General features: G+C 52.5%; 39 protein-coding genes. 1 reads left to right on the forward strand and 38 read right to left on the reverse strand.

Annotated features, from left to right (window positions below):
- The gene (locus ACQSGY_RS01445; RefSeq protein WP_427050391.1) at nt 1–288 is read right to left on the reverse strand and encodes a hypothetical protein; all 288 of its coding nucleotides are present in this window, start codon (nt 286–288) and stop codon (nt 1–3) included.
- Nucleotides 285–557, reverse strand: coding sequence for a hypothetical protein (locus tag ACQSGY_RS01450; RefSeq protein ID WP_427050392.1), 273 nt, complete (start codon nt 555–557; stop codon nt 285–287). The genes ACQSGY_RS01445 and ACQSGY_RS01450 overlap by 4 nt, the downstream gene beginning before the upstream one ends.
- 138 nt (nt 558–695) lie before the next feature.
- On the opposite strand from ACQSGY_RS01450, the gene ACQSGY_RS01455 reads away from it, so the two are divergent.
- Nucleotides 696–926, forward strand: coding sequence for a helix-turn-helix domain-containing protein (locus tag ACQSGY_RS01455; RefSeq protein WP_427050393.1), 231 nt, complete (start codon nt 696–698; stop codon nt 924–926).
- A gap of 14 nt (nt 927–940) precedes the next feature.
- On the opposite strand, the gene ACQSGY_RS01460 is transcribed toward ACQSGY_RS01455, so the two are convergent.
- From ACQSGY_RS01460 to ACQSGY_RS01635, 36 genes are all read right to left on the reverse strand, one after another.
- The gene (locus tag ACQSGY_RS01460; RefSeq protein WP_427050394.1) at nt 941–1,504 is read right to left on the reverse strand and encodes a hypothetical protein; all 564 of its coding nucleotides are present in this window, start codon (nt 1,502–1,504) and stop codon (nt 941–943) included.
- Nucleotides 1,473–1,865: a hypothetical protein gene (locus ACQSGY_RS01465; RefSeq protein ID WP_427050395.1), complete on the reverse strand. Its 393-nt coding sequence runs from the start codon at nt 1,863–1,865 to the stop codon at nt 1,473–1,475. Before ACQSGY_RS01465 ends, ACQSGY_RS01460 begins: the two co-directional genes overlap by 32 nt.
- Before the next feature lie 320 nt (nt 1,866–2,185).
- A complete protein-coding gene (locus tag ACQSGY_RS01470; RefSeq protein ID WP_427050396.1) occupies nt 2,186–3,346 on the reverse strand; it encodes a phosphoadenosine phosphosulfate reductase family protein in 1,161 nt (386 codons plus the stop codon).
- Complete coding sequence (locus ACQSGY_RS01475) at nt 3,346–3,573, reverse strand: hypothetical protein (protein WP_427050397.1); 228 nt, start codon at nt 3,571–3,573, stop codon at nt 3,346–3,348. The genes ACQSGY_RS01470 and ACQSGY_RS01475 overlap by 1 nt, the downstream gene beginning before the upstream one ends.
- Entirely contained in the window at nt 3,573–4,799 is a 1,227-nt protein-coding gene (locus ACQSGY_RS01480) for a DNA cytosine methyltransferase (protein ID WP_427050398.1), read from the reverse strand. The genes ACQSGY_RS01475 and ACQSGY_RS01480 overlap by 1 nt, the downstream gene beginning before the upstream one ends.
- A complete protein-coding gene (locus ACQSGY_RS01485) occupies nt 4,783–4,953 on the reverse strand; it encodes a hypothetical protein (RefSeq protein ID WP_427050399.1) in 171 nt (56 codons plus the stop codon). The genes ACQSGY_RS01480 and ACQSGY_RS01485 overlap by 17 nt, the downstream gene beginning before the upstream one ends.
- Nucleotides 4,950–5,492, reverse strand: coding sequence for an AAA family ATPase (locus tag ACQSGY_RS01490; RefSeq protein WP_427050400.1), 543 nt, complete (start codon nt 5,490–5,492; stop codon nt 4,950–4,952). The genes ACQSGY_RS01485 and ACQSGY_RS01490 overlap by 4 nt, the downstream gene beginning before the upstream one ends.
- Nucleotides 5,489–5,701 carry a hypothetical protein gene (locus tag ACQSGY_RS01495; RefSeq protein WP_427050401.1) on the reverse strand — a complete coding sequence of 71 codons (213 nt, stop codon included), beginning with the start codon at nt 5,699–5,701 and terminating at the stop codon, nt 5,489–5,491. Before ACQSGY_RS01495 ends, ACQSGY_RS01490 begins: the two co-directional genes overlap by 4 nt.
- Before the next feature lies 1 nt (nt 5,702).
- Nucleotides 5,703–7,037 (reverse strand): hypothetical protein, encoded by a 1,335-nt coding sequence (locus tag ACQSGY_RS01500; RefSeq protein WP_427050402.1) that lies wholly within the window; start codon nt 7,035–7,037, stop codon nt 5,703–5,705.
- Between the two features lie 23 nt (nt 7,038–7,060).
- A complete protein-coding gene (locus tag ACQSGY_RS01505; protein WP_427050403.1) occupies nt 7,061–7,495 on the reverse strand; it encodes a 3D domain-containing protein in 435 nt (144 codons plus the stop codon).
- 35 nt (nt 7,496–7,530) lie between these two features.
- Complete coding sequence (locus ACQSGY_RS01510; RefSeq protein ID WP_427050404.1) at nt 7,531–8,028, reverse strand: hypothetical protein; 498 nt, start codon at nt 8,026–8,028, stop codon at nt 7,531–7,533.
- 21 nt (nt 8,029–8,049) lie between these two features.
- Nucleotides 8,050–8,493: a hypothetical protein gene (locus ACQSGY_RS01515; RefSeq protein WP_427050405.1), complete on the reverse strand. Its 444-nt coding sequence runs from the start codon at nt 8,491–8,493 to the stop codon at nt 8,050–8,052.
- Nucleotides 8,468–8,638: a hypothetical protein gene (locus ACQSGY_RS01520; protein WP_427050406.1), complete on the reverse strand. Its 171-nt coding sequence runs from the start codon at nt 8,636–8,638 to the stop codon at nt 8,468–8,470. The genes ACQSGY_RS01515 and ACQSGY_RS01520 overlap by 26 nt, the downstream gene beginning before the upstream one ends.
- Nucleotides 8,635–8,844, reverse strand: coding sequence for a hypothetical protein (locus tag ACQSGY_RS01525; RefSeq protein ID WP_427050407.1), 210 nt, complete (start codon nt 8,842–8,844; stop codon nt 8,635–8,637). Before ACQSGY_RS01525 ends, ACQSGY_RS01520 begins: the two co-directional genes overlap by 4 nt.
- On the reverse strand, nt 8,841–9,065 hold the full coding sequence (locus ACQSGY_RS01530; protein WP_427050408.1) for a hypothetical protein: 225 nt from the start codon (nt 9,063–9,065) through the stop codon (nt 8,841–8,843). Before ACQSGY_RS01530 ends, ACQSGY_RS01525 begins: the two co-directional genes overlap by 4 nt.
- The gene (thyX, locus tag ACQSGY_RS01535; protein WP_427050556.1) at nt 9,066–9,731 is read right to left on the reverse strand and encodes an FAD-dependent thymidylate synthase; all 666 of its coding nucleotides are present in this window, start codon (nt 9,729–9,731) and stop codon (nt 9,066–9,068) included.
- 158 nt (nt 9,732–9,889) lie between these two features.
- Nucleotides 9,890–10,084: a hypothetical protein gene (locus ACQSGY_RS01540; RefSeq protein ID WP_427050409.1), complete on the reverse strand. Its 195-nt coding sequence runs from the start codon at nt 10,082–10,084 to the stop codon at nt 9,890–9,892.
- Nucleotides 10,081–10,479 (reverse strand): HAD family hydrolase, encoded by a 399-nt coding sequence (locus tag ACQSGY_RS01545; RefSeq protein WP_427050410.1) that lies wholly within the window; start codon nt 10,477–10,479, stop codon nt 10,081–10,083. Before ACQSGY_RS01545 ends, ACQSGY_RS01540 begins: the two co-directional genes overlap by 4 nt.
- Nucleotides 10,480–10,632: 153 nt before the next feature.
- Nucleotides 10,633–10,872: a hypothetical protein gene (locus ACQSGY_RS01550; protein ID WP_427050411.1), complete on the reverse strand. Its 240-nt coding sequence runs from the start codon at nt 10,870–10,872 to the stop codon at nt 10,633–10,635.
- A 20-nt stretch (nt 10,873–10,892) separates the two neighbouring features.
- A complete protein-coding gene (locus ACQSGY_RS01555; RefSeq protein ID WP_427050412.1) occupies nt 10,893–11,546 on the reverse strand; it encodes a PhoH family protein in 654 nt (217 codons plus the stop codon).
- Nucleotides 11,547–11,566: 20 nt separating this feature from the next.
- Complete coding sequence (locus tag ACQSGY_RS01560; RefSeq protein WP_427050413.1) at nt 11,567–11,710, reverse strand: hypothetical protein; 144 nt, start codon at nt 11,708–11,710, stop codon at nt 11,567–11,569.
- Nucleotides 11,707–12,006 (reverse strand): hypothetical protein, encoded by a 300-nt coding sequence (locus tag ACQSGY_RS01565; RefSeq protein WP_427050414.1) that lies wholly within the window; start codon nt 12,004–12,006, stop codon nt 11,707–11,709. The genes ACQSGY_RS01560 and ACQSGY_RS01565 overlap by 4 nt, the downstream gene beginning before the upstream one ends.
- A gap of 155 nt (nt 12,007–12,161) precedes the next feature.
- Nucleotides 12,162–12,635, reverse strand: a complete 474-nt coding sequence (locus ACQSGY_RS01570) for a hypothetical protein (RefSeq protein ID WP_427050415.1) — start codon at nt 12,633–12,635, stop codon at nt 12,162–12,164.
- 531 nt (nt 12,636–13,166) lie between these two features.
- Entirely contained in the window at nt 13,167–14,198 is a 1,032-nt protein-coding gene (locus tag ACQSGY_RS01575; protein ID WP_427050416.1) for a ribonucleotide-diphosphate reductase subunit beta, read from the reverse strand.
- A gap of 50 nt (nt 14,199–14,248) precedes the next feature.
- The gene (locus ACQSGY_RS01580) at nt 14,249–16,564 is read right to left on the reverse strand and encodes a ribonucleoside-diphosphate reductase subunit alpha (protein ID WP_427050417.1); all 2,316 of its coding nucleotides are present in this window, start codon (nt 16,562–16,564) and stop codon (nt 14,249–14,251) included.
- Between the two features lie 144 nt (nt 16,565–16,708).
- The gene (locus ACQSGY_RS01585; protein ID WP_427050418.1) at nt 16,709–16,900 is read right to left on the reverse strand and encodes a hypothetical protein; all 192 of its coding nucleotides are present in this window, start codon (nt 16,898–16,900) and stop codon (nt 16,709–16,711) included.
- Nucleotides 16,897–17,439: a crossover junction endodeoxyribonuclease RuvC gene (locus tag ACQSGY_RS01590; RefSeq protein WP_427050419.1), complete on the reverse strand. Its 543-nt coding sequence runs from the start codon at nt 17,437–17,439 to the stop codon at nt 16,897–16,899. Before ACQSGY_RS01590 ends, ACQSGY_RS01585 begins: the two co-directional genes overlap by 4 nt.
- Nucleotides 17,440–17,650: 211 nt before the next feature.
- The gene (locus ACQSGY_RS01595) at nt 17,651–18,049 is read right to left on the reverse strand and encodes a hypothetical protein (protein ID WP_427050420.1); all 399 of its coding nucleotides are present in this window, start codon (nt 18,047–18,049) and stop codon (nt 17,651–17,653) included.
- Between the two features lie 633 nt (nt 18,050–18,682).
- Complete coding sequence (locus ACQSGY_RS01600; RefSeq protein ID WP_427050421.1) at nt 18,683–19,015, reverse strand: hypothetical protein; 333 nt, start codon at nt 19,013–19,015, stop codon at nt 18,683–18,685.
- 233 nt (nt 19,016–19,248) lie between these two features.
- Nucleotides 19,249–20,337, reverse strand: a complete 1,089-nt coding sequence (locus ACQSGY_RS01605; protein ID WP_427050422.1) for a DNA polymerase — start codon at nt 20,335–20,337, stop codon at nt 19,249–19,251.
- The gene (locus tag ACQSGY_RS01610; RefSeq protein WP_427050423.1) at nt 20,334–20,663 is read right to left on the reverse strand and encodes a DUF7296 family protein; all 330 of its coding nucleotides are present in this window, start codon (nt 20,661–20,663) and stop codon (nt 20,334–20,336) included. Before ACQSGY_RS01610 ends, ACQSGY_RS01605 begins: the two co-directional genes overlap by 4 nt.
- A gap of 2 nt (nt 20,664–20,665) precedes the next feature.
- On the reverse strand, nt 20,666–22,510 hold the full coding sequence (locus ACQSGY_RS01615) for a DNA polymerase (protein ID WP_427050424.1): 1,845 nt from the start codon (nt 22,508–22,510) through the stop codon (nt 20,666–20,668).
- A gap of 31 nt (nt 22,511–22,541) precedes the next feature.
- A complete protein-coding gene (locus ACQSGY_RS01620; RefSeq protein WP_427050425.1) occupies nt 22,542–23,102 on the reverse strand; it encodes an HNH endonuclease in 561 nt (186 codons plus the stop codon).
- A gap of 38 nt (nt 23,103–23,140) precedes the next feature.
- Nucleotides 23,141–23,569, reverse strand: a complete 429-nt coding sequence (locus ACQSGY_RS01625) for a hypothetical protein (RefSeq protein WP_427050426.1) — start codon at nt 23,567–23,569, stop codon at nt 23,141–23,143.
- On the reverse strand, nt 23,570–23,830 hold the full coding sequence (locus ACQSGY_RS01630) for a hypothetical protein (protein ID WP_427050427.1): 261 nt from the start codon (nt 23,828–23,830) through the stop codon (nt 23,570–23,572).
- A 23-nt stretch (nt 23,831–23,853) separates the two neighbouring features.
- Entirely contained in the window at nt 23,854–24,618 is a 765-nt protein-coding gene (locus tag ACQSGY_RS01635) for a single-stranded DNA-binding protein (protein ID WP_427050428.1), read from the reverse strand.
- Between the last annotated feature and the right edge of the window lie 77 nt (nt 24,619–24,695).

Genomic DNA, 24,695 nt, shown 5'->3' on the forward strand with positions numbered 1-24,695 from the left:
TCATCCTCCGCTCACCTCCCGAAAGTATTCGTTAACCTGGCGCTCAAGCAACGTATGGCCGCGTATAATCCAGCGCGTCTCTCCGGTGTAAGCGGCCGGCGTTGTCATGCGTGCGATTGCGAAATCACGGCGATTAAATCCGAACTTGGCGAAAGGCTTGACGCAGATTACACGCTTGGTCGGCGTATTAGCGTTGCCCGTGCCAGCACAACCGTAGCAGACGTAGGTTTCGTTATAGCGGCCGGAACCGTCGCAGCGTTCGCAGCATACGTCTGCGGCATTGTTCATTCCGCAATTGAGCGTAGGAACAAGATGCACACACGCTTCTCCTCAGCAGAAAGCCAGCGAGTACCCTCGATGTCTTTTACATGACGTTCAATATCATCTACATTACGAATCCACTCATTACCTCCAAGGCCGTGACTGTTAACGACTGAAACCGAACCGATGTCGGTCCCATACTCTACTCCGTAATCCGATATTACAACTCTACCTCCTGCAACCGCCGCCAACTCCGCTACTTTAAATCCGTCTGAGTCTGTTCTGATGTCAAGCATTGTAGTTCCTCCTCTGTCCCGTTTAACGTTCCATTTATAATCATAATATACTACGTCCCGTTTAACGTGTCAATATATTTTTGGCACTTTTAACGTGACGAATTTTACGCTATACTGAACGTAGGAGGTGGCAATCCAATGTCCACGTATAAAGTCCGCCTCAAACTCGATGAGTTACTTAAGGAGCGCGGCATAGGAGATCGCGAGTTCGGCAGATTAACCGGAATACGCCGCACGTCTGTCGGAGAGATGCGCGCTAACAAGACGCAACGGCTACCGCTTGACAATCTCGCGATAATGTGCGAAGTCCTCGGCGTAGAGATAGCGGATATACTCGAATTAGATAAAAACGAAAGCGCCCCGGAATGAGGCGCTTATTTTCGTTATGCGGCGATCCCTTCTTCGATTGTTTCCGTGCCGTCCTCGAATCCTCCGTCGAGTAGATACTTTCCGAGAGGTCCGTTGTACTGACGCTTATCCGCGCGATCGGACGGAAGTCTAACCCGTTCTTTATGCGACTCCTCACTATCCATTCCGGGCTTTGGTTTAACGTAACGATTGCCGTCAATTTCCATGTCATAGTTATTTCTTTGAGGCGCGTAAAATAGGACTTCCTTGTCGTTAACTCTCCGCCTCATTTGACGATCAGAAAACACGTCCGCAGGCATCTCAGGAGCGAGTATCCACGTTGCTAGTCTCTCCAGTTGAGCGCTATCAGGCATCTTGCCAAACTGCTCAAAGTGATATTCTGTTAGCTTAGCCGACCAAATACTTCTTTCTTTGGAGTCTAAATACGTAGTATGGGGAAGTTCGTACAAATTACTCAATAAGAACAATACATGTATACCGCTCTTTTCATAGGAACAAGTGATTTTACGAAGCTCCTTAATTATCCAACTCATACAAGAGTCCGCATCAAACAACTTGTTTATGTCTGTAAGTTTCACGCCACCACTCCTCGCTATATCCTTGTGCTTCCGCAATCTTCGAGATTGCCCTATCTATGAGGTTATTTACAGCAGGTTTACCTGAGTACCTCAGTTCCGCAGCCGCCTCTTCCTGTGTCATTTTCTCCATGTAGACATAGTAAAGTGCGCGCTTCTGTTTCGGAGTAAGCCTCGCTTCTTCTAACGCGCTAATAAAGTCTAGTACAACGATAAGCGCGTCGTAATCCCCCTCGGTAGTTGTACGCTCCCACAACGAATGATAATCCTCTAGTATCGCACGCACTCCGAACGGATTATCCATCGGGTACTTTACGTCGTACTGACGCTCCAAGCGCCATAAGTCTACGGTTACTGCGCCCATTTATAGACCGCCCCATTCCGATTCAAACTCGCGAATAACATCGCGGCATTCGAGACAAACTTTTCCGTTCTCTTTCGTCTTATACAGCTTCTCTCCGTGAATAAGTTCGCGATAACAATGTGCGCACTCTCTTACGTGGAGTTCACCGTTATATTCAAGTTCTGTCGCTAGGCAATCGTCTCCGAACTCCTTCACGCAAATCCGCTCCCTTTTAACGACGAGAAGGCGCAGGACGAACGGACTATCTCGCGTTAACAAGACGCCGCCGAGCCCGCCGCTCCTCTATCGTGAATTTTTCGAACACTTACGTTTTCATATACTTACGCGGACTTCTTCTGGCGCGGCTTAACTACACCTACTCCGTCAAATACGCACGGCTTCCATTCGATGACGTCCTCTAACCGGTCGAGCACGGCCTCCTCCGTCTTCTCCGTTATGATGCCGAATCCGTTTAGTTCATCGAGTAATTCTGCGCGCTGATCTTCCGGCATCTCTGCGATAAGAACACGCGCGAATCCGAGCTGGAACAGCATCGAGCGGTATACTTTCGGGAACGTCGTCCGCAGATAGCGGAGATATCCTCGCTTAATCGGAATTGGACACGCCATGCATCCGGTACGCGGCATAAATACGTTTAGACCTTTCGCGACCAGAAACTCCGCAGTCACACGGTCAACAACGACGTCTTTTCCCGTGTAAGAATCATCAATGACCGCGTTCATATCGTATATCTCGTTGTACGGCATATCGTGCTTGCGAACGTAGTTCCATACGTCCTCCTGGCGGTTATTTCCGTAATTGAACGAGTCGGATAGCGCGGTCCACCACAGAATCGGCCGGCAGACCCACGTTTTCCACGTGTGCGACGAGTAAAACAAGTCACCGTCACGGCGGGCGCTCATCCAACGTTGGCGAGATTCGCCGGCGCGTACTCCGTTAAACATAATGTGCCATCCGTTTTCCTTAATCGCCTTCTTCATCGGCTTATGCTTGAGCGCGCCGCAACATTTCTCGACGACCGGCTCTTTATTGCCTGCGTCACCGCTGCGGTCACCTTTCCGTTTGAACAGCGTATCTACTCCGTTTTCCTCGTAAATTTTGCGTAGAGTAGTTTCCGGCCGCGCTTCGATCAAGTTGAGCGCCCATTCTTCCGTCATGCGCTTTGCGTACGCTCGAGTTTGCGGATACTCGTTAAGTGTGTTATTCCAAACGACGTCGAACGAGATGCCGAGCTCTTGGGCGACACGTCGAACGAGATGGAGCGTCAACATCGAATAGATTCCGAACGAGCAGGATACGACGACCTTTAACTCCGCACCGTAACGCTCCTGCCCCATTGTCAAGGTTTCGCGAATCAAACCTAATGCGCGTTGCTCTTTCCAGTCTAGGCTCGCGGTTTTGTGCCATTCCTCAGCCTCAACGATCCTCTCTTTCGGAATACGCGTGTTAGTTGTCGTTAAATCACCGTAGTATGTCTGCATTAAACCGCTCCTCTCGTAATCCCTAACTCGTTCTCTACGTACTGTTCCTCGCAAAATCCGTCATGTGTCTGCGCACCGCTTGCATAGGTGCTTGCGAATGATCCACGCTCGATAGGCTCGCCGCAATAGGCGCAATAAGCTCTCACCTCCGGTTCGTAGCACGGACCTACGGTATCCACGCGTTCATCTGGCGGCTGGAAACGGTCAAAGAAGTCCGCGCCGTCCATTACGCGGCCTCCGATATGGATTGTTGAGCCACCGATAAAGCTGCGTTAAGTTGCTCCGCCAGCGCGACTCCGATAAGGTATGATACTCGGCTCGCCACTCCGTTTCCGACGATGCGGTATTGCGCAGATAACGAGATTGACTCCGGAAGCACGTACGAATCAGGTACGGACTGGATACGCAAGCACTCGCGGACGGTGAATCTGCGTGGCGCTTGCGTTGGGTGGATCGGCTGCCCGCTGTTATGGTGCGCGAGTATCGTGTTGCTCGCGCCACCCAACGCGTGAGTGTAAAATGAGTTTTTGCCTCCCGTTGTTGACGCTACAATAGTTTTAGCCGCGTCATCCATCAAGCTAGGAGTGTCGTGCCGTGAAGGAGAAACAGACGTATACTTGCGCTCGGCTGGCTCCGGTAAATCTCCGATCACATCACGTAAAACTTGCGTTCTGTAATCTTCGGGGCGCGTCTCCGGAAACTCAAACGTAAATCCGATATCCTTACGCACACCGACGATGAATACGCGCTCCCTTTTCTGCGCCACTCCGTAATCCCATGCGTTGATTAAGCGCCAGGACACGTTATATCCGATCTCAGCGAACGAAGCGATTAACGCGTCGAAAGTATGCCAGTTCTTCTTCGTAATCAATCCTTTTACATTCTCGAATACGAAGGCTTTCGGTTGTTTACGTGCAATAATATCGAGGTACGTCCATACGAGCTTGCCGCGCTCTCCCTTTTCGCCGGCGCCCGTTCCCGCAACGCTGTAATCCTGGCAGGGCGGACCTCCTGCGAATATATCTGCGTCAGGTATCTGCGCTTGGATTTCGTCGCTTGTAATATCTCCGCAGACCACGTAATCACCGAGGTTGTACGCGTAAGCTTCTGCCGCGCGTTTATCGAAGTCATTTGCGAATGTAATATCGTAGCCCGCCGCTTTGAGCCCGACGGCCATCAGACCGCCGCCACAGAAGAACTCGGCGACCGTAAGGCCGTTCGAAGGTAATTGCGAAGTAACGTTGTAGTTGCGGATGGTCATCGTCTCCTCTCGTTTTCCTTGTGGATTAACTAAACCGTTTGGCGCGCCTTTAGCCCATTGCGAGACTACTGCGGAACATGGCGCATTCAGTTGGGCAATCGGATGTTTACGAATGTACTGCGCGTATCCTCCGTCAGATAGTTTCTGCGCTACCGCTGCGCTTAGCGGCTTCGGGTCATGATTCGCAATCATCCGCGTCCACCTCCCCGCTATCCTTCCGCTTCTGCAGCGGTGTCCGATCATCGTACTCGCGCCCATCTAACGCGTCAATCCGCCCACTTACGTAACCGGCCTCGTATCCTTTTCGCCACTCTTCCGCGATGTTAGACGTCGTTTCAGTTCTCATGCGGCATCACTTCCGGAGAGTTGGCGTACGATCTCGTCAATCTGCGCGTACAGCTCCGGCAAGCCCGCATCGTTTACGACCGTGAAGTCTGCCGCGTAATCGTCAAGTGCCGTTTCCGTGCCATGCGTAAGATCGCGCAGATTAAAGCGGTCGCCCGACTTAATGGCGCGATCAATACGGAGGGCTTCCGGTGCTTCAACGCGGATTAGGATGTAGCCTTCCGCCTTCAAGCGTTCAGCCTCGTTTAACTGGCGCGTATCGGTGACCACCGCGTTTACTACGTCTTCGTCCCACGCAATTTTATCGAGACATTTCCGCACCCATACGTCAGGATCACGCTCACGTACCGCCTGGCCGAACCATTGGTAGCCTTCGCGCGGCTTAGCGTCAGTCTCACCGAACAATTCGTGATAATAGCGCTTAAGCTCGTCGCCGAATGCGAACGTGGTGTATCCGTACTCTGACGCAAGGTAACGGGCAACTTCGTCCTTACCTGCGCGTAATTTGCCTGAGAGAGCGATGTTAGGTAGCGTAGTCATTCCGCAGTCACCTCCGACCAGTTATCGTTATCGTCAACGTACCATGCGAGTTTGGCGCTTCTTTCTACGATGCCGATTCCGTAAAGATGCGTCTGACCGCGAAAGTGATATCGGACAGCGCTCTTTGCGTGGCGGACATCTGTATACGTTTTATCACGCACAATCTCGCCCGTTTCGCGGTTAATAATTGCGTAGAGTGGTCCGGCCATATTACGCCACCTCCTTCCGCGGCTCTGCGCTGTCTTCGCGAGAGTCGTCGAGGATAATCGCGCCTTCTGCGACCCTATCTCCGCCGAACGCATACTCACCGACCATGTCCTCGTCCTCATCCGCGGTAATGATGAGGTTTTGACCGTCCTCAAGCGATAGAACTCGGTATTCCGTTCCATATGAGCGGACATACTCGAAGGTTACGACGTCACCAACGCGTACTTCCGTCGGGTTCAGCGCTTCGAAATACTCCGCCGGAATCGTGAGCCCTAACGCACGTCTCAGCGCAATAGCCTTCCCGATCCATACGTTGAACACGGCGCCTGGCGCACATTTTGCGATGCCTTTAAATACGCGGAAGGTTCCGGTTTCCAAGTGGAAAAGATCACCGTATTTGGGGCGTAACAGCGCGACCACTGTGCGCTTCTCCGTGTTAACTACGAACTCTACACGGTAAAAATCGTCGTATAACGGATTATCTGCCGGTAGTACACGTTCTTGGAGTTCGCCTATATCGAGCAAGTCCAAAACGTCCTCCTTCGCACGCTTAACGATGTCATCGCGCTTTCTTTGGCGCGCTTCCTTCGCCCGTTGCGCCAAGATAGCGGTAACCTCCGCAATTGTGACAGACGTTTTCTGCGTGGCCTTGGCGATTTCATCTGCGGCTTCTTGCGTCTTAACTCCTACGTCAGATAAGCGCGGAGCAATAGGCGGATTTTCCAACGCTGTCACACGTTTCTCAAGCGCACCCACACGCGTCGTCAACTTAGCGATAAGTTCGGCCGCTTGGTCATGCGCGGGCTTGGCGGAGAGAGGAGCTGTTTCTGCGATTTCTACCGGTTCGAGTACGCGGTAATTTCCGTATCTAAGTCCGTACGTGCCGTCCGCGTAATTAACATGTCCGCAACTCAGCGGCTCAGCTCTGCGATGTAATTCGAAAGTTGCGCCGGACGTGAAGAATTTATCTGTAACCGTGACCAGCACACGTTCGCCCACCGCAGCTTTCCGATCGACCATGCGGAAGCGGGCGCCGTCAATGCGGAGGGTATCCGTAGGTTCGAGCGTTACGTATTCGTCTTCCTCTACGTAAATTTCGCTATCCTCAGTTCCGTCTGGTCGGATATTAACTTCCTGCGCTGCGTCCGAGGAAACAACCGTGTGGACTTCGCCGTTATCATAGCCCCAGGTCGCTCCCAACTCGTCATAATCCGCGTTAACGATCTTAATCCGTTCACCTGCGCTCGCCTTCCGCTTAACCTCGCGATACTCACGTTCGATGACGCGTCCTGCAACGCTCAAACTTTCGTCTTTCAATACGGTAATGTTTGCGTTCATATACAAATCCGCTCCCTTATCGTTTAGTTTTCGATTTTAACGCGTACTTTCTGGCGGCCGAACTGGCGCGCTTCCTTTTCCGACGCGACTAATACGTCAAGCTTGCGGCCTTTAATCGCGCCGCCGCGATCTTGCGAAATTGCTGCGATTTCCTCGCCGTCAGCCGTCCGTATAGTTAAGCGCGTGCCAAGCGGTATCACTTTCGGATCGGTTGCGATGATGACGCGCCCTTTATACGTTGTCGTTTCGCTGACGTCGAGACCGGACGCAGTTATCCCGGTACAACCTTCCGCGCAGAACGCCGTATATGCGGTCGCTTCATACGTTGTCCACTCGTCGGCTTGCGCCTTACTCTCCGCTTCCTTCGCAGATTTGCCTGTTACCTGCGAAGAGACTGCGGATGGTTTCGGCGGATCATTCGGCGGGATGCCGTTAATAGCGCTGATTCCGATTGACATTGCGATGATGATTTGCGCGATAGTGTTTAGCGAGATTAATCCGCCTCCTGTCCGTCGAAATGTGCGTCAATTTTAGCGATGAGAGATGCGCGGGCTTCGTCTGGCGTGATTTTCGTGAGCGATGCGGGCGCAAACCACTCTACTACATCGCTTATCGGTGACACTCCGCGCAGAGGATACGTCGCGTCTTCATACCGCGTGATTCGTACGATATCGTCTAACGTAAAGTTGTCGACCGACGTTGTATCCGTAACCCGCGCATAATCTCCGACTTTCAAGCGTGATTCCTCGGCGAGCTGCGCTTCGAGTTGCGCGATTTCGGATGTGAGCGTTGCGAGTTGGGTGCGCTTGTATTCGAGAGAGACTTCGGTGTCTAACGTGAACAACCTGTTCTCATCTTGTTTAGAAAACGCGTGCTCATCGTGAACATCATCGCGAATATAAAACGTCGTGTCCGTTTCGAGTACGATTTCGTACGACCTACCGCGCGTTATATCCAATCCGCTTTTCAACATGTGGAGATACTTCGCCATCTTATCCGCTCCTTTTCGTTGTTATATGTCGTAATCGTACGAACTAACCTCGCGAATCTCCTCGATCAATAGCGTCCGTTCCCGCGTATTAACGTTCACATATTCCGCCATGATTTCGCCTGTCAACACGTCATCCTTCGTTTTCGCCGCGATAACTACGCCGGTGACTTCGCCAGCACGCGCCAGGTCTGCGTAGCGTTCGAGCAGCGCGATGACGGCGTCCTGGGCGATCGACTCCGGAGATGGACGCGGTACGAACGGGAGGACTTCGGCTAGCTGGCGCGGTTCAGCTACGACTACGTCAAACTTTTCCGCAAGAGAATCGATAAACTCGCGGGAGTAAAATCCGCCAACCCTCGCACCACTAAAGCGCGCCTTTACGCATTTGTAAGTACCCGGAATGTGCGTGTATGTGAATCCGAAAGCGGCCTCGTCTCTGTCATCCGTTTTGACTTCGTTGCTCATCCGCGCTCACCTCCGATATAATTTGTTTCGCGAGGACGATTCCGACTACATAAGCGAGAAATCCTTCCGCAGGACTCGCGTCGAAGATGTGGAATGCAAACTGCTGTGTGATAAGGCCGGCGATTAACGCTCCGATAATTCTCATTCTGCGTCCTCCTTTACGTAGAGTTTGTCGAGCATATTACGCAAGTCTACGATAAGATACTCCGCCTGTGCCGCGCTCAGTCCGATGTGCTCGTTGTACTCCGGATCGCCTTCGATGTAGAGCACGCAGGCGTCCGCGTTTTTCTCCATATAATCATACGTCGTATCAATATCGTGATAATTCCAAGAGACGTTGACAGCGCTCATTCTACGTCCTCCTCTACGTATTCGTCCGTTACGCCAGCGACGAAGCGTTCATTGATTATGGCGAACTCTGCGACTTTGAACGTGTATTCTTCGTACGCTCTGTAGCGCGACAGCTTCTTCGCCTCTTTCTCCGCGCGTTCCGACGATACATACGTCCTAATTGCTCGTTCCTTCCGATAAGGACGCCCGTTGATTAAAATTACGTAGATAGATTCGTTCATTTACGCGTCCTCCTTTTTCGCAAGCAATTCGCCAATCGACACCGGGAATCGCGCTTCAATCAGCGTGAGTACCGCCTTGGCATACGCCTGAATTTCGGCCTGCGCATCATGCTCGAGACGTTGCGCCAGGAAATGCGCGACACTCTGCAGGCTTGCGGTCCAGTACCAGCGGACGTACATTCCGTAGGCCGGTAAGAATAGGCGCGCTTGCTCTGCGCAGATGCCTTTTGCGAGTGCCCATTCGTAGCCCGCCATTCCGCGATCCACTGCGCTCATCAATCGGTACGTCGCTTCCTCACCGAGTTCCCAACGGATAATGTCTCCGCTGCCCTGCTTCGAGTTTTCCGGAGCGCTACGCCATTCGTCCGCGCCAGGTACGTAGAATACTGGCTCCTCCGTAATATAACGGCGGCTGCTTTCGTTCCAAGCGTCGAGGCTATCGCCGGTGCCTTCTTGATGCGCTGACCCTACGATGTACTTCCACCATTGTCGCGCAACCATTAATGGCGCGTACACTTCGAACTGCGCGATCGCATGACGGAATGGACTCGTATGATTTTCACGCGCCAGGAATTTAATAAGGCGTATGTCGCGTTCCGTTAGTTCTTGCGATTCCTTTGCGTATGAGACGCGTGCGGCATTAACCGGTGTCAGGTCCGTTCCCATTGCGTCGACTAAGCGTACGTAGCCGTTGTCGAGTACGTTGATTTTATCGTTCAATTAGCGTCAACTCCTATCGTATAATCGTCCGGATCGCGACTCCGACCCAAAACGTCGTACAGTATGCGGTGATGATTGCGTAGGTATAACGTTTAAACATTCGTTCACTCCTCGTTAATAACTCCGAACAATATGCGCGCGGCTTCGAATTTCTGCGTAGGTCTGTTTTCGCCGAGTGACTTCGCAGCGGCTTCCGCGTCCTTGCGTGACTTGTACGTTCGCATCATGCGGGACTTTCCGGAGATGCCTAGCGGATAGCCGTCGCAGAGTACCGTATAGTGTTCGCGCGGCCGACTCATACGATTACTCCGCTCATTTGTCGCTCAATCTCCGCCTGCAGTAACGGTTCCGGACGGACAAATGTCGGCGGCTTAACGACCTTATTCGTAATGGGATCGTAATGGACCGTACCATCTGGCCACACCTTCGACATATTCGCGTCATGTACAATATCGAATAGCGCGGCAGGCTTAACGCCGATTTCTACGAGAGTGCCGAGCGCCAGGTAGATCAGATCGATCATCGCGTCCGCTTGGTCGACGACCGATTCCGCTTCGTCAAATTCGTTCAACTCTTCGGACATATACAGATAGCGCTCCGTGCGACGTTGCGCCGACATAACTAAGGGCTTATCCGCATGTGGTACACCGAACTTATCGTGAAACTCGCGCACCTTTTCGTGTTGTTCGTTCAAATACGATCACTCCTTCGTTATAGTAACGTGTATACCGCGACCAGCCCCGCAACCACGATCGCAATCGCCGCCCAATCACACGTAGCCTGTTCCCGTTCGATACGTTCGGCTGGCGCGGTTCTGACGCTGTAGCCGGTCGGCGTGCGTTCGAGTTTATACGCCATAGCCTGCGTCCCTCATTTCCGCGCGGACTTCCGTTAATAACTCAACGAATGCTCGCCGCGCTAACGCGTTAAGTTCCGGCTTAGGCTTTAAGTGCAATGACGGAAGAGCTGCGCCTACATAACGCATGATCTCGTCTTCCTCCTTGTCGCGAATTGATACGCCATCCTCAACTGATACTCGATACATCGCGGAAAGTACCATGAGTCTGCGCAATAGTTTATCGTCCATGTTGCCGTCTCCTTTCGTATTCACCACGTCAACTTATCCGCATGTGTTGCGATCTGGCCGCGGAAGTTAACGGTTAATTCGCAGACATTTACGTATGACTCCGTCCGGTAGTGTTCGAGATACGGGACGAATCCGGATTTCTTCGGATCGGGCAGATCGCACTGGCCGGCGTGGCCTTCGACGATAACGGTACAATCGTCGTGTAAACGCGTAAGAACCTTTTTGAGCTCGCCGCGTGTAAAGTTCTGCGCCTCCGAAATGATTACCGTTTTCCCTTTTACGTTAGAGCCGCGGACATAAACGTGTGATTTCGGATAGACCCAAACGTCGCCGCGCTTCTGGGCTTCGATGTTCTCTTCGTTGAATATCGCTTTGCGCGGGTCCTCGCCGATCTCGTATAGCGCGTCTTCCAACGGAGTGAAGTAAACGGACTCTTTCGCTTTGACTCCGCCGGGCAGATAGCCCATGCGCTTCTCTTCGACCGGACTGATTACGTAGACGAGCGGCTTGTTAAGAAGCTTTGCAACCGCGACGGCCATCGTAGTCTTACCGGTTCCTGCCGCGGCGTTAACGAACGTGATGCGGTTATCGAAAATGCTATCGACATATATGCGTTGCTCAGGCGTTAACTTTTCGCGGAATCCGAAGAACATCGTATCTTTGGGTAGCGGCATGGCTTGCGGCCTCCTTAGCGTTATTTGGCTTCGAGTACAACGTCGCCGTCGTAATTAACGGCAATATCCGTTGTCATAATTCCGGCATCGTATCCTTCCCAAACGTAGACGTCCGCGTCTGGAGGAAAGTCAGCGAGCTTAACGAGTAACTCCGCTACTTTCATTCGCTCACCTCCCGTTCCTCGATTACGTAAATCGCGCCGCGCTGATCGATAACTTCGTACTTAGCCGCGTCGATAACGTGGCCCGGACGGAGAGTGACTTCGTGGCGGACCGGTGAGTTTGCGGAAGCGATTGCGAATAATCCGACTAACATCATAAGGCCGCCGAGGACGAGCGGAGGTGTTTCGACTGCGGCGAATCCTGCGATTAGGACGGTTAAGCCGACTATACACATAATGACTCCGAGAACGATGAGCACCGTGTCAGTTCCGCCGCCGTACGTATTCAACACGTCCATTTACGCGCCCACCTCCTCGATTACGATCTGACCTGCGCCGACCTCGCGCAAGCTAATATCCGTTGTTAAACGCTGTCCTTCCGTTCGCCATACGAGGATTTGTGTATCGCCTGGGAGAGGTGAACGTATGAGCGCGGTAACTAATTCGTCTTTGGTCACGCGGCCTCACCATCCTTTGCGTATATTGCGTCGGTGTCGTCCAGAATAACTGCGCCACACATACGAGCGGTCGTCAATCGAGTTATACGTCCACGAAGTGACTGCGGAGTGTCCACCGTCTGAGCAACGCGTCCATGCGCATACTTTACGATCATCCCCGCAACCATTCCGTCCGGCTTCGGCGCATTTACAAACTCCGGTGTCAACGTCAGGCCGAGCGCACGTTCAGCCGCGATTGCCTTGCCGATGTCTGCGTTAAATACGTCATCAGGCGCGCACTTTGCGATGCCTACTGCGTCGGGCTTTCCGCTAGTGGTCGATCTCTTACGTACCATCGCAACAACCGTACGCTTATCGCGATTAACTACGAACTCGATTCGATAGAACTCGGCGGCAAACGGTCCTTGGGGTAACCTTGCGGCCAAAGAGCGTCCGACCCGCTCCAACTCCGCTACCCTTGCGCGAGCCATTTCGATAACTTTGGCGCGTGTTAACGAGGTAGGCTGCGGATCGCTTGCGCTTACTTCCGCGCTCTCAACCGGATCGATCTCCGCCAAGTAGCTGCGTACGGCGTCGGCATTGTCGCGGATGAATTGCGCGAAGAGGTCTGGGAGAGTTGCGGTTGATGGCGCGGGAGCTACGATCGGTTCGAGGACTACATATTCATCGAGTCCCGCGAACATGATTCCGTCCGGATTATCCACCCGTTTCTCTACCGGAAAGTATGCGTCACCGTTCGAATCGACGCGAGTTACGCGCAGTACGTCGCCGTTCCGGTAATGACCGAAAGTGGTGCGCTCCTTAACGATCTTGATGCGCTCACCTACGCTGGCTTTACGTTGGACTTCACGATATTGCGGTTGAGTTGCGTTGGACATCGTATCATCTCCGTTTCGTTTTCGTTGTCTTGCGCCTTACAATATATATAGGGACACGAAATCGCGGAATTGGGACATCGTAAATAAAAAAAAAAAATAACGGAGCAGCCCGAAGGCCCTCCGTTACAAGTCGTCAAATCCGTTATCTTCCGATACTTTCCCGTAGTTACGAGACTTAGCCTCGAAGAAATCCGACTTCGTTGCGTTGAGCGCGTCATCAGAAAACGGCTTAATCCACGGCATACAATTGACGTCTACGCCTTCATACGCGTTATCAAAGCCGAGCATACGTAAGCGGCGGTTCGCAATAAAACGGATATAATCGCCGAGTTCCGCCAAGTCGATGCCGCGTACGTTCGCTAGCGTATAATGCGCCCAATTCGTTTCCAGCTCAACGGCGCGGTCGATCGTTGCGTATACGTAATCGCGGTTAGCCTGCGTATCGAGCTCCGGGAAATCTGCGAGAAGCTGCTTAAATACTTCCGCGAAGAAATAGCAGTGTTGGTTCTCGTCACGTTGAATATAAGACACCATTTGCGACGTTGCCATCATCTTTTGGTCACGCGCCAGGTTATAGAAGAACGCGAATGTACTATAAAAGAAGATGCCTTCGAGGATGAGGTCGGCCACCATCGCTTTGAAGAACGTTTGCGGCGACGGATCATCGCGGAACTCCTGGTAAATGTCCGCAATAAACGTATTCCGTTCGAGTAGCACCGGATCGTGCTTCCAGTATTCGAATATCTCGCGCTGTTCCTGATCGGAGACTAACGAAGAAAGCACGTATGAATACGATTGGTTGTGGACGACTTCCTGCTGCGCGATGATTGCGGAAATCGCTTCGAGAGAGCTGTCGGTGAAATAACGTTTGACATCGCCAACGAACGCTGTCTGCATCGAATCCAGCACGGCCAGTAGCGCAATGTTTATCTTAAACGTGCGGCGCTCTTCCGGATCAAGTTGCGCGAATTGCTGGGCGTCTTTGGACATCGGAATTTCGTCCGCGATCCAGTGATTGAGCAGCAGCACTTTGTACAGCTTATACATATGCGGCATCCGGATATCGTTCCAGTTTAATATACCGGAGTTTTCCCCTTCGATAATGCGCGTAGACTTGTTCGGTGCCTCTACGTTAAATATGCGTTGAATTTTCAACTAATCACGCTCCCTATTCGTATATGTTAAACGTAAAGCCGGCGCTCCAATTAAGAGGCGCAAGACTCGCACTCGGCGATGGTCAGCGCACGGCTCCGTACGTAATACGTACTCTTCATTCCGCTTCTCCACGCGTCCATATGAAGCGCAAGGAACGCGGTCGCCTTAATATCCGGCGTAACGTAAAGGTTGAACGATTGCCCCTGGTCGATATGACGCTGCCGAGCGGCCGCCATACGGATCGACGCGTGCTGATCGACCATAAACGCGGTCTTATAGTACCACATCGTCTTAGCGCTGAGGTCGGGCGCTGGATTCGCAATCTTATACGTTGTCTTTTCCTCGTACGATAGCAGCTCGTAAATCGGATCAATACTCGCGGTAGAGCCCGCGATAATAGACGTCGACCCATTCGGAGCAACCGCGAACATCCACGCGTTACGTACGCCGTGTTGTACGACCTGCAGCGTTAGTGCCGCCCACTCTTCGTCAACATAGCCGCGCTTCGTAAAGTATTCGCCGCTGTGCCAATCGGAGCCCTCGAAAGCTGGATATGCGCCTTTCTCTTTCGCTAGGTCAGCGCTTGCCTTGATAACGAGGTAATTGATCCGCTCGTACAGCGTATCATTGTAGGCGACGGCCTCATCGGATTCCCATCGGATACCTTCAAGCGCGAGTAAGTGGTGCAGACCGAATGTGCCGAGTCCGACCGCGCGATACGTCTTATTCGTATGTTGCGCTTGCAGTATCTCGATGTTGTTGATATCGATTACGTTATCGAGCATACGCATCTGGATCGGAATCAGGCGGTCGAGTACGCCGTGCGGAACAGCCCGCGCTAAGTGGATCGAGTTAAGATTGCACACAACGAAATCTCCCGGCAACTTCGTAATCACAATGCGCGCCTGTCCGTCCTTTGTTACAAGCTCTTCCGTTTCAACTACGGTCGGCGACTGGTTCTGCATGATCTCCGTACACAGGTTCGAGCTATAAATCATACCGCGGTGACTATTCGGATTAGCGCGGTTGACTGTATCGCGGTAGAACATGTACGGCGTGCCCGTTTCGAGCTGCGATTTCATAATCCGTTTCATGATATCGATCGCTGGCACCGTAATGCGCGGCAGCAACGGATGTGCGACAGCCTCAGCGTATTTATCGCGGAATGAACCAGCGCCGAACTCCTCGTCGTAGAAATCTTCGAGTGCTAACGCGCGACCGTCCGCGTCTTTCCAACCGAGAGTATTACGCACCTCATGCGGACAGAACAGCGACCAATCTCCGCGCGCATCAACGGTTTCCATGAATAAATCCGGCAGGCAAACGCCGTGGAAAATATCGTGCGCACGCATCCGTTCGTCCCCGTTATTGAGCTTGAGGTCCAGGAACGCGAGAATATCCTTGTGAAATACGTCGAGATAGACGGCAATTGCGCCTTTACGCGTTCCGAGTTGATCAACGCTAACCGCCGTGTTATTAAGCTGACGAATCCACGGAATGACGCCGCTTGAAGTGTTTTTGTGACCGCGAATGTCCGATCCTCTTGCGCGAACCTTGCCGAGATAGACGCCAATTCCCCCGCCCATTTTCGATAGGCGCGCCACGTCCGTATTGGAATCGAATATGCCTTCGAGCGAATCGTCAACGGTATCGATGAAGCACGACGATAGCTGCCCGCCGGTTGCTTTGCCCGCGTTAGATAGCGTAGGTGTCGCGGCCGTCATATACAGATTTGACATCGCCCAATACGCCTCTTTCGCCAGTTCAACGCGCTTATCGGCTGGCTCTTGGTGCATTAGGAACATCGCGATAATCATATAGCGTTCTTGCGGCAGTTCCATCACGCGCCCATCGAAGTCATGCGTCAGATAACGTTCCTGCAGCGTAAGCAGTCCGATGTAATCGAACAGTAAATCGCGCGTCGGATCGATCTCTGCGCCGAGCTCTTCGATTTGTTCACGCGTATATGCTTCGGTGAGCTCCGTCCGATACAGGCCGCGCGCCACCATATCGGTTACCAGCGGATAGAATGCGCCATACGGGCGATCAACGTACGATTTATACCGACGATTATGCGCGGCTTTCTTGTACAGTGACGTAAGCAGTCCGCGAGCCGCTGCGTATTTCCAATTCGGCTCCTCTTTCGTTACGAGTTCGAGCGCGCTCATAATGAACGCCTGGCTTACGTCTTCTCCGGAAACCGTTGACTGCCGGAGCTTACCGTTAACTCCGCGCAATAAAGTCGTCTTATCTACGCCTTCCAGTCCGGCAAGAATACGGTCTGCATACGTAGATAGGCGCGCTGGGTCAAACGTCAAGGTGCGGTTATTAGGCTTCGTTACTGTTCGCGGTGTCGTCAAGCGCAATCATCTCCGTTTCGTTTAGTCGTTGTTTGGCAACGTTTAGTTTCCGTTCGTACTTATCCGCAAGCCCTCGGTGGACCGCGACGGCCCGTTCGAGGGATGCGATTTCCTGGCGTTGGTGAGCGGCGAGGCGTTCGGATAATTCGCTCATACGGCAACTGTGCGCTCACCGATGATTAGAGCTGAGAAGCAAATAACTCCGTCAATTTGCGTAGACTGCGCGTAATGAACAGTAATAGAAAACCCTTCGTCGAGGAATGATTTTAACGCTTCTTCGACTTTCGGACCGAACCTAGTTATGTCATAGGCAATGTGCGCGTATTTCACATCTTCTCTCATGCCGCATCAGCCTCCGTATCAATTAGATTTTCGCGCAACAAGTACGCCAGAATTACCGCACATGCATCGCTGTCATCGTAGCCAGCCGCGAACTTATAATCCGGACCAAGCCGCAATATTCTCCGCACGGCCTCCGCAACTTGCGGTTTCTCAGCGCGGCCATTTCCGGTGACCAGCTTCTTAACGTTTGGCGGAGTCAGGTTATCGGCCACCCCGTACCCCAACCGTGAGAGTGCGCGGTCGACGGCCGACCATGCTCCGTGTACCTTGTCGTTCTGATCAAAGTTGCGCGCCGGCGGCCATACCTCGCGGATGATTTCGGAATCAGGCTTGTGTTCGCGGAAGAATAACAGCGCATGAGCTTCGATAACTTCGTAACGTAAGGGGCGCGCCTCGCCTGCGTCAGTCTTAACGATAGATGTCGCGACTAGCGTAGGGACGCGATTCTTCACGTCCACTACCGCGAATCCTGGCGAAGTTAGCGAGAGATCGAGTCCGGCGTAACGTTTAGTCTGCGCTTTTGGCTTCGTTATTGTCATCGCCTCCTATCTCCGAAACGTACGCTCTATACGCGGATTCGAACGTTGGATATTTGCCCATGAGTCCGCGCGTTCCTGACGTAGTTTCAACGTCTTGGCCGCAAGGACCTCGCGGGATACATTTACGTCTTTCCACGCTTAACCAGCCGAGGAAGTCTTCGAGGCCGGCGATCCAATGGTCGTTACCAAACGGTCCATATCGGAATTTCATTTACGCAGCCTCCTTCGCAATCTCTTCCGCCCTAATCCGTTCAATATCCGCAAGCGCCTCCGCTGGTCCGCGCTTCTTCCAGTCCGGTAAGCCTGAGCGCATAATTGCGGCTACTTTCCGTCTAAGCGCGTCCATCTCGCCATCCGTGAGAGATAACGCAATCGTCCGCTTGTAATCGTTAAACGTCCACTTGTCCGGATCGGTCAGCGGTGGCACTCCGCTTTCTACCGCGTCCAGAATCGACGTGAAGTAGTCGAGCACTTCCGCGCGCATCTCATCCGTAAAGTACACACCGAACGCTGCAATGTCCGGATTCTTCTCGTAGTCTTCCGCGCTGATTGACCACGCCTTACGTGCGCCGTTAACGTAGAGGATTACGTAATAGTCGACGTCATACATAATCGAATAGCAAGCGCATTGCTTAACGTGCTTATCTTCCGCGCCGTTCCGCATTGAGTACGGCGATGTCTTCGCGTACGTCGTTTGCTTCGATTTCACTTCGAGGCCAACGCGTAGCACTTCGCCGTCATCGGAGACATAGCGCATGATTCCGTCGCCGGTCCCGTATAGTGCGAACGTCTTTCCGTTATGCGTTACGACGTGGCTCCGTTTGGCGAAGTCCTCGAACATCGGCTCGCCGCGATCGTTACGTTCGACTATGAAACGCGGTCGCCGTCCGTACGTCTTTTCGTAGTGCTTTTCCGCGAATAATAAGTCGCGTTGGATCACGTCCCCAATAGCGGTCCCTATCCGAGTCTGTCGGCCTTGGTTCGGCTGAACTGCGCGTGATTCCTTTTTCGTACCGCGAGCCTTTTCGTAGAGTGCGCGTGGGTCTGCGTCGGCGGCTGACGGGGAGAAGTACGGCATATTACGCGGCGGCCATAACTTGCGCTCCCGGTCCGTCAGGATATCCGCATACCAGCGATGGATTTGCGCGTCAAGTGGATCATCGTATACCTCAGGTCCGGAATGTACTTCGTTGAGAAATACCGTGAAATGCTGCGCGATTTGATTTGCGAGTTGTTGAGTAATTTAAACCGCCTCCTCTTTCGTAATTACTTTCCATCCGTACGCGGAACCTTTCTTCGTTTCCTCCAGCGTCAGGCCAGATAGCCGTATTCCCTTTAAAAGCTCAAAAACATCGGACATGTAAAGGTTATACCGTTGGCCTGATCGCTTATCCTCAACGGTTATCCCTGCGCTTGCTCGCGTTGAGAACCAATCGACAATATCCAAATCTCCGGATACTTGGCGCTTATCCCGCGCGGTTAATTCCATATGACATCGGCAATCACGGCACCAAACCCACTCCGACTCTTTACCACATTTCGGACACGTCGGCATATTGATCTTGCCTTTCGCCATCTACGCAGCCTCCTTAAAACTATCGGACAGGCGTAATGTCAACGCCTTAGTGAACGTGTCCAGCGCTGTGTCATCGATGTCTACTGCGTCTAAGGCTGCGTAAATCTCTCCAAGCAGCGCGGAGTCCTCCGTGAATTGCTCAGATGTCGAATCGATGAGCACGTAATCAAGAGCGGAGATGATTGCGGCAAGTTCCTATTTAGTCACCGCGATTTTAATTGTCTTTGCCATAGTTAAACAGCCTCCCCATATTTATTCGCAAACTCCGGCAAGGGCCGGCAATTAACGTAATCCCATTCGTCAATTCCGTACTCCATCATCCAACGCGGCTCGATCACGATATCGGTAACAAGCGGAACGGACAACGAAACGGTCTTCGTCATCACATCGTCGATAAGCGCGATAGACTCTCGCGTTAAATCCGCGTTCGGTAGCGAGTTTTTAATTTCATCGTGGATTGACGCGTTGAACTCCCATCCGCGTTCCTTGCATAGTTGCGCGTTTCGGTTTCCGTTCATTTTGAGGATATCCGCGCCAGTCCCTTGAATGACCGCGTTAAAAGATGCACGTTCCCAATAGCCTACGAGTCCGCGTGATTCGGATAACTCGTCAATCTCCGTTTGTATGCGGTCGAGCTTCGCCAGGTCCGGCGCCGTCGGATTCGCCTTATTACGGAGTGCTTTCCGTTCAGTGTACAAACGGATTCGGCGTTGCTCGTTCTTGGCTGACGCGGCGGCTACGCGTTTGTAATCCGGAAACCGGCGCTTTCGTCCGTATAGCGTTTCGACGTAACCATGAGTCCGCATAAACTCGCGAATGTCCGCAACCATCGTTTTGAATGACGGGAATGTACGGTCGAAGTTTTCGAAGAACATCGCGGCCACGTCGTCCGTTACGCCCATCTTCTTCGCGAAGGATGCCGGAGACTGATCGTATGATACCGCAAGTTGTCCGGTCTTCATCATGGCGCGCGGCTTGAATTTTCCGGTTGGATCATACGCTTTGTCGACGCAATACTCTTCTGCGAGGTCAAACGTCATCATCGCCATTGTCGTATAGAGGTCGACGCCATCTACGAAGATTTGACGCATGGAGTTGTCGCCGTAACGCGTATACATGATGTGCGCCATGATGCGCGGCTCTATCTGCCCAAGGTCGGCGCCGACAAACGTGCAGCCTTCGCGAGGAACGAATTGATTACGTACACGGCTGCCTGCGCCTTTTGACGGTAGGTTTTGTAAATTCTGGCCGCGTCTTACCTTGCGATCATCTGTGATGAGTTTACGGACGATTGCGTGATAGTTGGTGTCAGTTATTTTCACTCCGGAAATACTACCGCCTCCTTCCGTCCGTCCTTGTAATAGACGTAGGCTTGTGTACGGAAGAAATTCGCAGTCATTTCGGACACTGGCGTCCCGTAAATCGAAGGTACGGCGTTTCCATCTGTATCGTCCCATTGCGCATACCAGCGGTCACCACAACACTCACAATCATCGCCTGTGTCGCAGCCGTTAAAATAGATGCCTACGCCTTCCGCTCTCTCATTGGCTTCTTGCGCGGAATCCGCCTCAACAATTACGTACTCACAGACGCGGTTATCTACGTCGAAAAATCCACCTGAATTGTTTTGCGAAAATGTATAGAACATCTCTATTCCTCCGTTTCAAATTCGCGTAATATATCGATAGGTCTTCCGCTATATCCTGTCGAACTGTAGCGCCCTGTCGCAGTTCCTCCGGCCTTAAACTCCGAATGTACGCGCCCATCAACTTCGATAATGGACGACTTGCCCGCACTCCCTAACATCGGTTGTATATACGTTGTTAGTAGCTTCTCGTACGCGGCTACGGTTGCGAGCGGCTTTAGCGCTTCCTCTTCTTCGTAGTACGCCTCCATTACGTCAGCCGCGGTACTACGTGTCTTACCGCGCTTAAACTGTCCGGTGCGGTCGCGTATTCCGAGGTGATCGTAAATCAAGTACGCAAGGTGGTTCCCGTTCGTAATCGAAAATTCCGTTACGTTAAGTGGCGCGTGATCTTCGTCTGCAGGCGCTAGGTTCTCCGCCTTTAATTGCGCAAGCCTATCGACCGCGCTCGTATACTTTTTGAGATTCGTTTTACCCTGCGCCTCACACTCGGAGATTATCGCGAGTTGCTTCGCCTGGGCTTCCGTATTGCGGTCGATCCTCTTGCGCTGCTTTTCGATCCAATCCGCAACTTTAGCCGCGTTAATCGTGCGATCCATTTTACGAACAAACGCGTCGTCAATTTCGTACGCTTCGAATACGTCAGCACGCGCCTTCTCTAGTAGCGGTTCGAACTCGTTCTCTAACGCGGCCAATCCGTCAAGGTCAACGCAGAACCCCGACCGCGCCAAGAATACGTCTGTTTCCGGTAGCTTCGAGTCAATCTGCGCGTAACATTCGAGTAGCTTACCGGGCTTCTCTGCAGACGGCGCGATCTTCATTTGTTCGAATTGCCATTCCGTTAACCGCCAACCGTACAGAACGTCTTTGATCGCGTAGATTCCAACTAGCTCGATATTAAACGGAGCCGGCGAACGATTACCGAACATGTCCTCGAAGGTAAAGACAGGGCCGTCAATACCGAATAGGCGTCCGTACTTTGCGGTTAATGGTTTAAGACCGAACGACTCTTCGTGCTCATTAAGCGAGTTCATCGCATCCAGCGAATCCCAAACGCAGCCGCGTATTTCGTAGCCGTCCTTAATCGCAACGTGTAAGTCATAGCGCGCCGATCCCATATGAAACGACTTGCCATGCGCTGATTGCGTAAGATACGGTGATATTGCCGCAAGCACTTTCGAGCGCGTGAGTTGTCGGTCGGTCGCTTTATACGCGCTCATATCGTCTAGGAACTCGAAGCCCTCCGCGCCGCGCATATCAACGTGTCCGTACGGAAGGTAATAACCTTCGTCAAGTAACGGAAGCCACACGGAGTATCCGATTGAAACGTCAATGTACGTGTCGATTCCGGTTCCCTCGAAGTCATTCGCGGTCAACGACTTTACGCCAAGCATCGCCCATCTGTCCGGCCACTCTCGCATTTGACGCCGGCATTCTTCGCGCAGTCTCTCGACGAAAGCGGGCAGCTCCGCGTCGTCCGTTACGATGTGGAAATTCGCCGGCTTTGACGCAAGTGTCTCCGCAACTCTATCCGCACGCGCATCCGCTTGTCTTTGCCGTAACAATGCGTCTGCTGCGCGAATAACGTCATCCTTCGAGATGGTACCGCCCGCAGTACGCAGGGCCGGACGATTGCCTGTTTCGCCCGATCCGTACGCCTGCCGCAGCTCCTCGACCATTTCGCGTTGTTTATCCGTTAATGACATCCGCAATACGCGGTCTATCGCTTCTACATCCGTCTCCTGCGCCGCCTTCTTACGCTTGGTTGCGTCGGCCACCCGTTCGGCGGCTCTGTCATCTGGCGCAGGCGGGCGCAAGTTTAGCGTTAATTTCGGTGTTATAGCGCTCACTCCCTTCGTTCAGATTGCGTGAAGCTTGCATTTACGCGGCGTCCACCTCCTCTGCGCGGTCGAAGCGTTGTTCTACCGGAACAATTAGCTCTCCTGCCTCCGTCATCATTTCGGTTCTTTTTGCGTAAGCTGCTTCGTAGGCTTCATTTGGGTCATCAAAGAATCCAACATCTATCCTTGAGTTATTAAATGTGAATCTCGCTCTATACTTTTTCATATGCCTCTCAAAGCTGACCCACTTAAAACCAGAAGCATTAGTACTGGCAGTTCCCGTGTTACGGTTATTAACGCCTCTGGATACTGCCCGAAGATTTTCTCTACGGTTGTCTAAAGGATTCATATTAATATGATCTACAACTTTATCGCCTTCAGGAATACAGACTATCCTGTGTAGATATTCTCTCCTCCCAGATTTCAGCCAAGATTTTGCGTAATACTTTCCGTTAAATCTGTCCACCATCACTGTGCTGCAGACCTTCATTAGGTTTGGAACACTACTAGTATCCACCAGAACACAAACCCTCTCTCCGTTCTTACGGTTAACGATAATTGTGGAAGTACCGTCGCCGTTGTTTACGATCTCGTTTTTCAAAATTCTTCCCTCCCTGTTCCCACGTTTAACCTACAGGTCTACGCCGCCGTCTCCGCTTCTAGCAACGCGAGCATCCGTCGGTCTAGCGATATCGGCAACTCCGGCCACCGCTCAGCCAAACGCGATTCTACGCACCAGTATTCGGACTGACACGTATTCTCCAAAAGGAACACGCGAGGCGGCGCGCCATCTTCCGCAAGTACGCCCGCGATCCAATCCGCCTCAGCCAAGTCGTACGTCGTCCCATTACCCTTCCGCGTATAGATGACGAGGTCACCGTTACGGTCCGTCCGGCGCCGGATCGTTTTGACCTGCACCTTTTCCGCGCGGCCGGTTGCCGGATTCGTAGCGAGGATATCGTACGCCTCTTTTGTACGCGGTACATGCGTTGTCCATCCGTTTGCTAAAAGCGCGGTTTGCGCAATCAGCTCCGAATACATGGCGACTGTTTCCGTTATGTGGGCCAATTAATCGTCCTCCCTTTCCGGTACGAAGACGATCTCGAAGTCGCCCTCGTCCGCTGGCATTTCCGCCGGTCCCAGCGAAGTGTAAACGGTAGGCTCAACGCTCATTACGATGTCTGTCGTAAACAGACCGTGTTCGTTCGAGAGCTCCGTTATAAACTTCGCGAGGTTTTTCCCGGCTTGCGGTAGTTTGCGCATGTCGTGTACGTTGAGCATTACGGTAAGTTTGCGGCTATCCGGGCCCGCTACGTTGTTATCGCGCATATTACCGCCTCCTTTACGTTAAGTTAGAACGGAAGTTCTTCGTCACTAATATCGATAGGCGCGTCGGCATCTGACGGTGCAGGTGCGGAGTTAGCGCCACTAACGCCAGGCAATACGGACTTATCGACGTGTCCCGGATCAGCCTCGTTCAACAACGTGATAATATCGTCTTCGTCACGGAAGTTCGCGAGCTCTTCGTACGGGAAGTCGAATCCGACGAATTGCGCAGCGTCTGCGGGTACCTCTGCGTCACCTGAGCCGAGAGAATACGATTTTCCGTCGGACGTCTTCGTGATCGTAATGATGTCGCCGACCACCGTGTAGTCCTTCGAAAACTTTTTCGCAGCCTTTTCGAGCTTGTCGTAGTCTCCGATTAAGTTCATTGCGTGGAACTCTTTGATATCGAGGACTCTCCACGTTTGATATTCGAGGTCAAATACCGGAACCATGAAGTAGAGCTTACGCTTAGCCTTCGCTTTGCACGAGATACACGCGCCACCGTTAGCCTTCGTGAACCCTTTCAGCTCTGCGCCAGTCCCGCGTGGTGAGTGCAGGCACGTGTGCTTCTTAACGTAAGTGGCTCGCGTTGCAAAATCGCCGTCCTCGTGGCAGAAGTAGAAGAACCAGGTATCGGGGTCCGCGAGCATTACGAACTGGCGGCCGTCTTTAAGTTCGGAGCCTAGTCGAACATAACGCGTTACGCCTTCCGGAAGCCCTTCGTTCAGCCCGTTACCTTTCGGAGTTTGGCGGTCTTCCTCACGTTGTTTCAGTTGGTCGCGGATACTCATTCGATCACGTTCCTTTTCGGTTTATTTTCGGGTCGCAATTCCTACGCCCGCTGTACGGTACTAAACGTTAATACCGC

This window comes from Paenibacillus sp. TC-CSREp1 (genome assembly GCF_050171015.1).
Classification (GTDB): domain Bacteria; phylum Bacillota; class Bacilli; order Paenibacillales; family Paenibacillaceae; genus Paenibacillus; species Paenibacillus silvae.

Bases quoted from the DNA above. Each gene is read 5' to 3' on its own strand.
- ACQSGY_RS01445 (WP_427050391.1), bottom strand. From the start codon at position 288: ATGAACAATGCCGCAGACGTATGCTGCGAACGCTGCGACGGTTCCGGC.
- ACQSGY_RS01450 (WP_427050392.1), bottom strand. From the start codon at position 557: ATGCTTGACATCAGAACAGACTCAGACGGATTTAAAGTAGCGGAGTTG.
- ACQSGY_RS01455 (WP_427050393.1), top strand. From the start codon at position 696: ATGTCCACGTATAAAGTCCGCCTCAAACTCGATGAGTTACTTAAGGAG.
- ACQSGY_RS01465 (WP_427050395.1), bottom strand. From the start codon at position 1,865: ATGGGCGCAGTAACCGTAGACTTATGGCGCTTGGAGCGTCAGTACGAC.
- ACQSGY_RS01470 (WP_427050396.1), bottom strand. From the start codon at position 3,346: ATGCAGACATACTACGGTGATTTAACGACAACTAACACGCGTATTCCG.
- ACQSGY_RS01475 (WP_427050397.1), bottom strand. From the start codon at position 3,573: ATGGACGGCGCGGACTTCTTTGACCGTTTCCAGCCGCCAGATGAACGC.
- ACQSGY_RS01480 (WP_427050398.1), bottom strand. From the start codon at position 4,799: ATGATTGCGAATCATGACCCGAAGCCGCTAAGCGCAGCGGTAGCGCAG.
- ACQSGY_RS01485 (WP_427050399.1), bottom strand. From the start codon at position 4,953: ATGAGAACTGAAACGACGTCTAACATCGCGGAAGAGTGGCGAAAAGGA.
- ACQSGY_RS01490 (WP_427050400.1), bottom strand. From the start codon at position 5,492: ATGACTACGCTACCTAACATCGCTCTCTCAGGCAAATTACGCGCAGGT.
- ACQSGY_RS01495 (WP_427050401.1), bottom strand. From the start codon at position 5,701: ATGGCCGGACCACTCTACGCAATTATTAACCGCGAAACGGGCGAGATT.
- ACQSGY_RS01500 (WP_427050402.1), bottom strand. From the start codon at position 7,037: ATGAACGCAAACATTACCGTATTGAAAGACGAAAGTTTGAGCGTTGCA.
- ACQSGY_RS01505 (WP_427050403.1), bottom strand. From the start codon at position 7,495: ATGTCAATCGGAATCAGCGCTATTAACGGCATCCCGCCGAATGATCCG.
- ACQSGY_RS01510 (WP_427050404.1), bottom strand. From the start codon at position 8,028: ATGGCGAAGTATCTCCACATGTTGAAAAGCGGATTGGATATAACGCGC.
- ACQSGY_RS01515 (WP_427050405.1), bottom strand. From the start codon at position 8,493: ATGAGCAACGAAGTCAAAACGGATGACAGAGACGAGGCCGCTTTCGGA.
- ACQSGY_RS01520 (WP_427050406.1), bottom strand. From the start codon at position 8,638: ATGAGAATTATCGGAGCGTTAATCGCCGGCCTTATCACACAGCAGTTT.
- ACQSGY_RS01525 (WP_427050407.1), bottom strand. From the start codon at position 8,844: ATGAGCGCTGTCAACGTCTCTTGGAATTATCACGATATTGATACGACG.
- ACQSGY_RS01530 (WP_427050408.1), bottom strand. From the start codon at position 9,065: ATGAACGAATCTATCTACGTAATTTTAATCAACGGGCGTCCTTATCGG.
- thyX (WP_427050556.1), bottom strand. From the start codon at position 9,731: ATGGGAACGGACCTGACACCGGTTAATGCCGCACGCGTCTCATACGCA.
- ACQSGY_RS01540 (WP_427050409.1), bottom strand. From the start codon at position 10,084: ATGAGTCGGCCGCGCGAACACTATACGGTACTCTGCGACGGCTATCCG.
- ACQSGY_RS01550 (WP_427050411.1), bottom strand. From the start codon at position 10,872: ATGGACGATAAACTATTGCGCAGACTCATGGTACTTTCCGCGATGTAT.
- ACQSGY_RS01555 (WP_427050412.1), bottom strand. From the start codon at position 11,546: ATGCCGCTACCCAAAGATACGATGTTCTTCGGATTCCGCGAAAAGTTA.
- ACQSGY_RS01560 (WP_427050413.1), bottom strand. From the start codon at position 11,710: ATGAAAGTAGCGGAGTTACTCGTTAAGCTCGCTGACTTTCCTCCAGAC.
- ACQSGY_RS01565 (WP_427050414.1), bottom strand. From the start codon at position 12,006: ATGGACGTGTTGAATACGTACGGCGGCGGAACTGACACGGTGCTCATC.
- ACQSGY_RS01570 (WP_427050415.1), bottom strand. From the start codon at position 12,635: ATGGCTCGCGCAAGGGTAGCGGAGTTGGAGCGGGTCGGACGCTCTTTG.
- ACQSGY_RS01585 (WP_427050418.1), bottom strand. From the start codon at position 16,900: ATGAGAGAAGATGTGAAATACGCGCACATTGCCTATGACATAACTAGG.
- ACQSGY_RS01590 (WP_427050419.1), bottom strand. From the start codon at position 17,439: ATGACAATAACGAAGCCAAAAGCGCAGACTAAACGTTACGCCGGACTC.
- ACQSGY_RS01595 (WP_427050420.1), bottom strand. From the start codon at position 18,049: ATGTATGACGTCGACTATTACGTAATCCTCTACGTTAACGGCGCACGT.
- ACQSGY_RS01600 (WP_427050421.1), bottom strand. From the start codon at position 19,015: ATGGCGAAAGGCAAGATCAATATGCCGACGTGTCCGAAATGTGGTAAA.
- ACQSGY_RS01610 (WP_427050423.1), bottom strand. From the start codon at position 20,663: ATGTTCTATACATTTTCGCAAAACAATTCAGGTGGATTTTTCGACGTA.
- ACQSGY_RS01630 (WP_427050427.1), bottom strand. From the start codon at position 23,830: ATGCGCGATAACAACGTAGCGGGCCCGGATAGCCGCAAACTTACCGTA.
- ACQSGY_RS01635 (WP_427050428.1), bottom strand. From the start codon at position 24,618: ATGAGTATCCGCGACCAACTGAAACAACGTGAGGAAGACCGCCAAACT.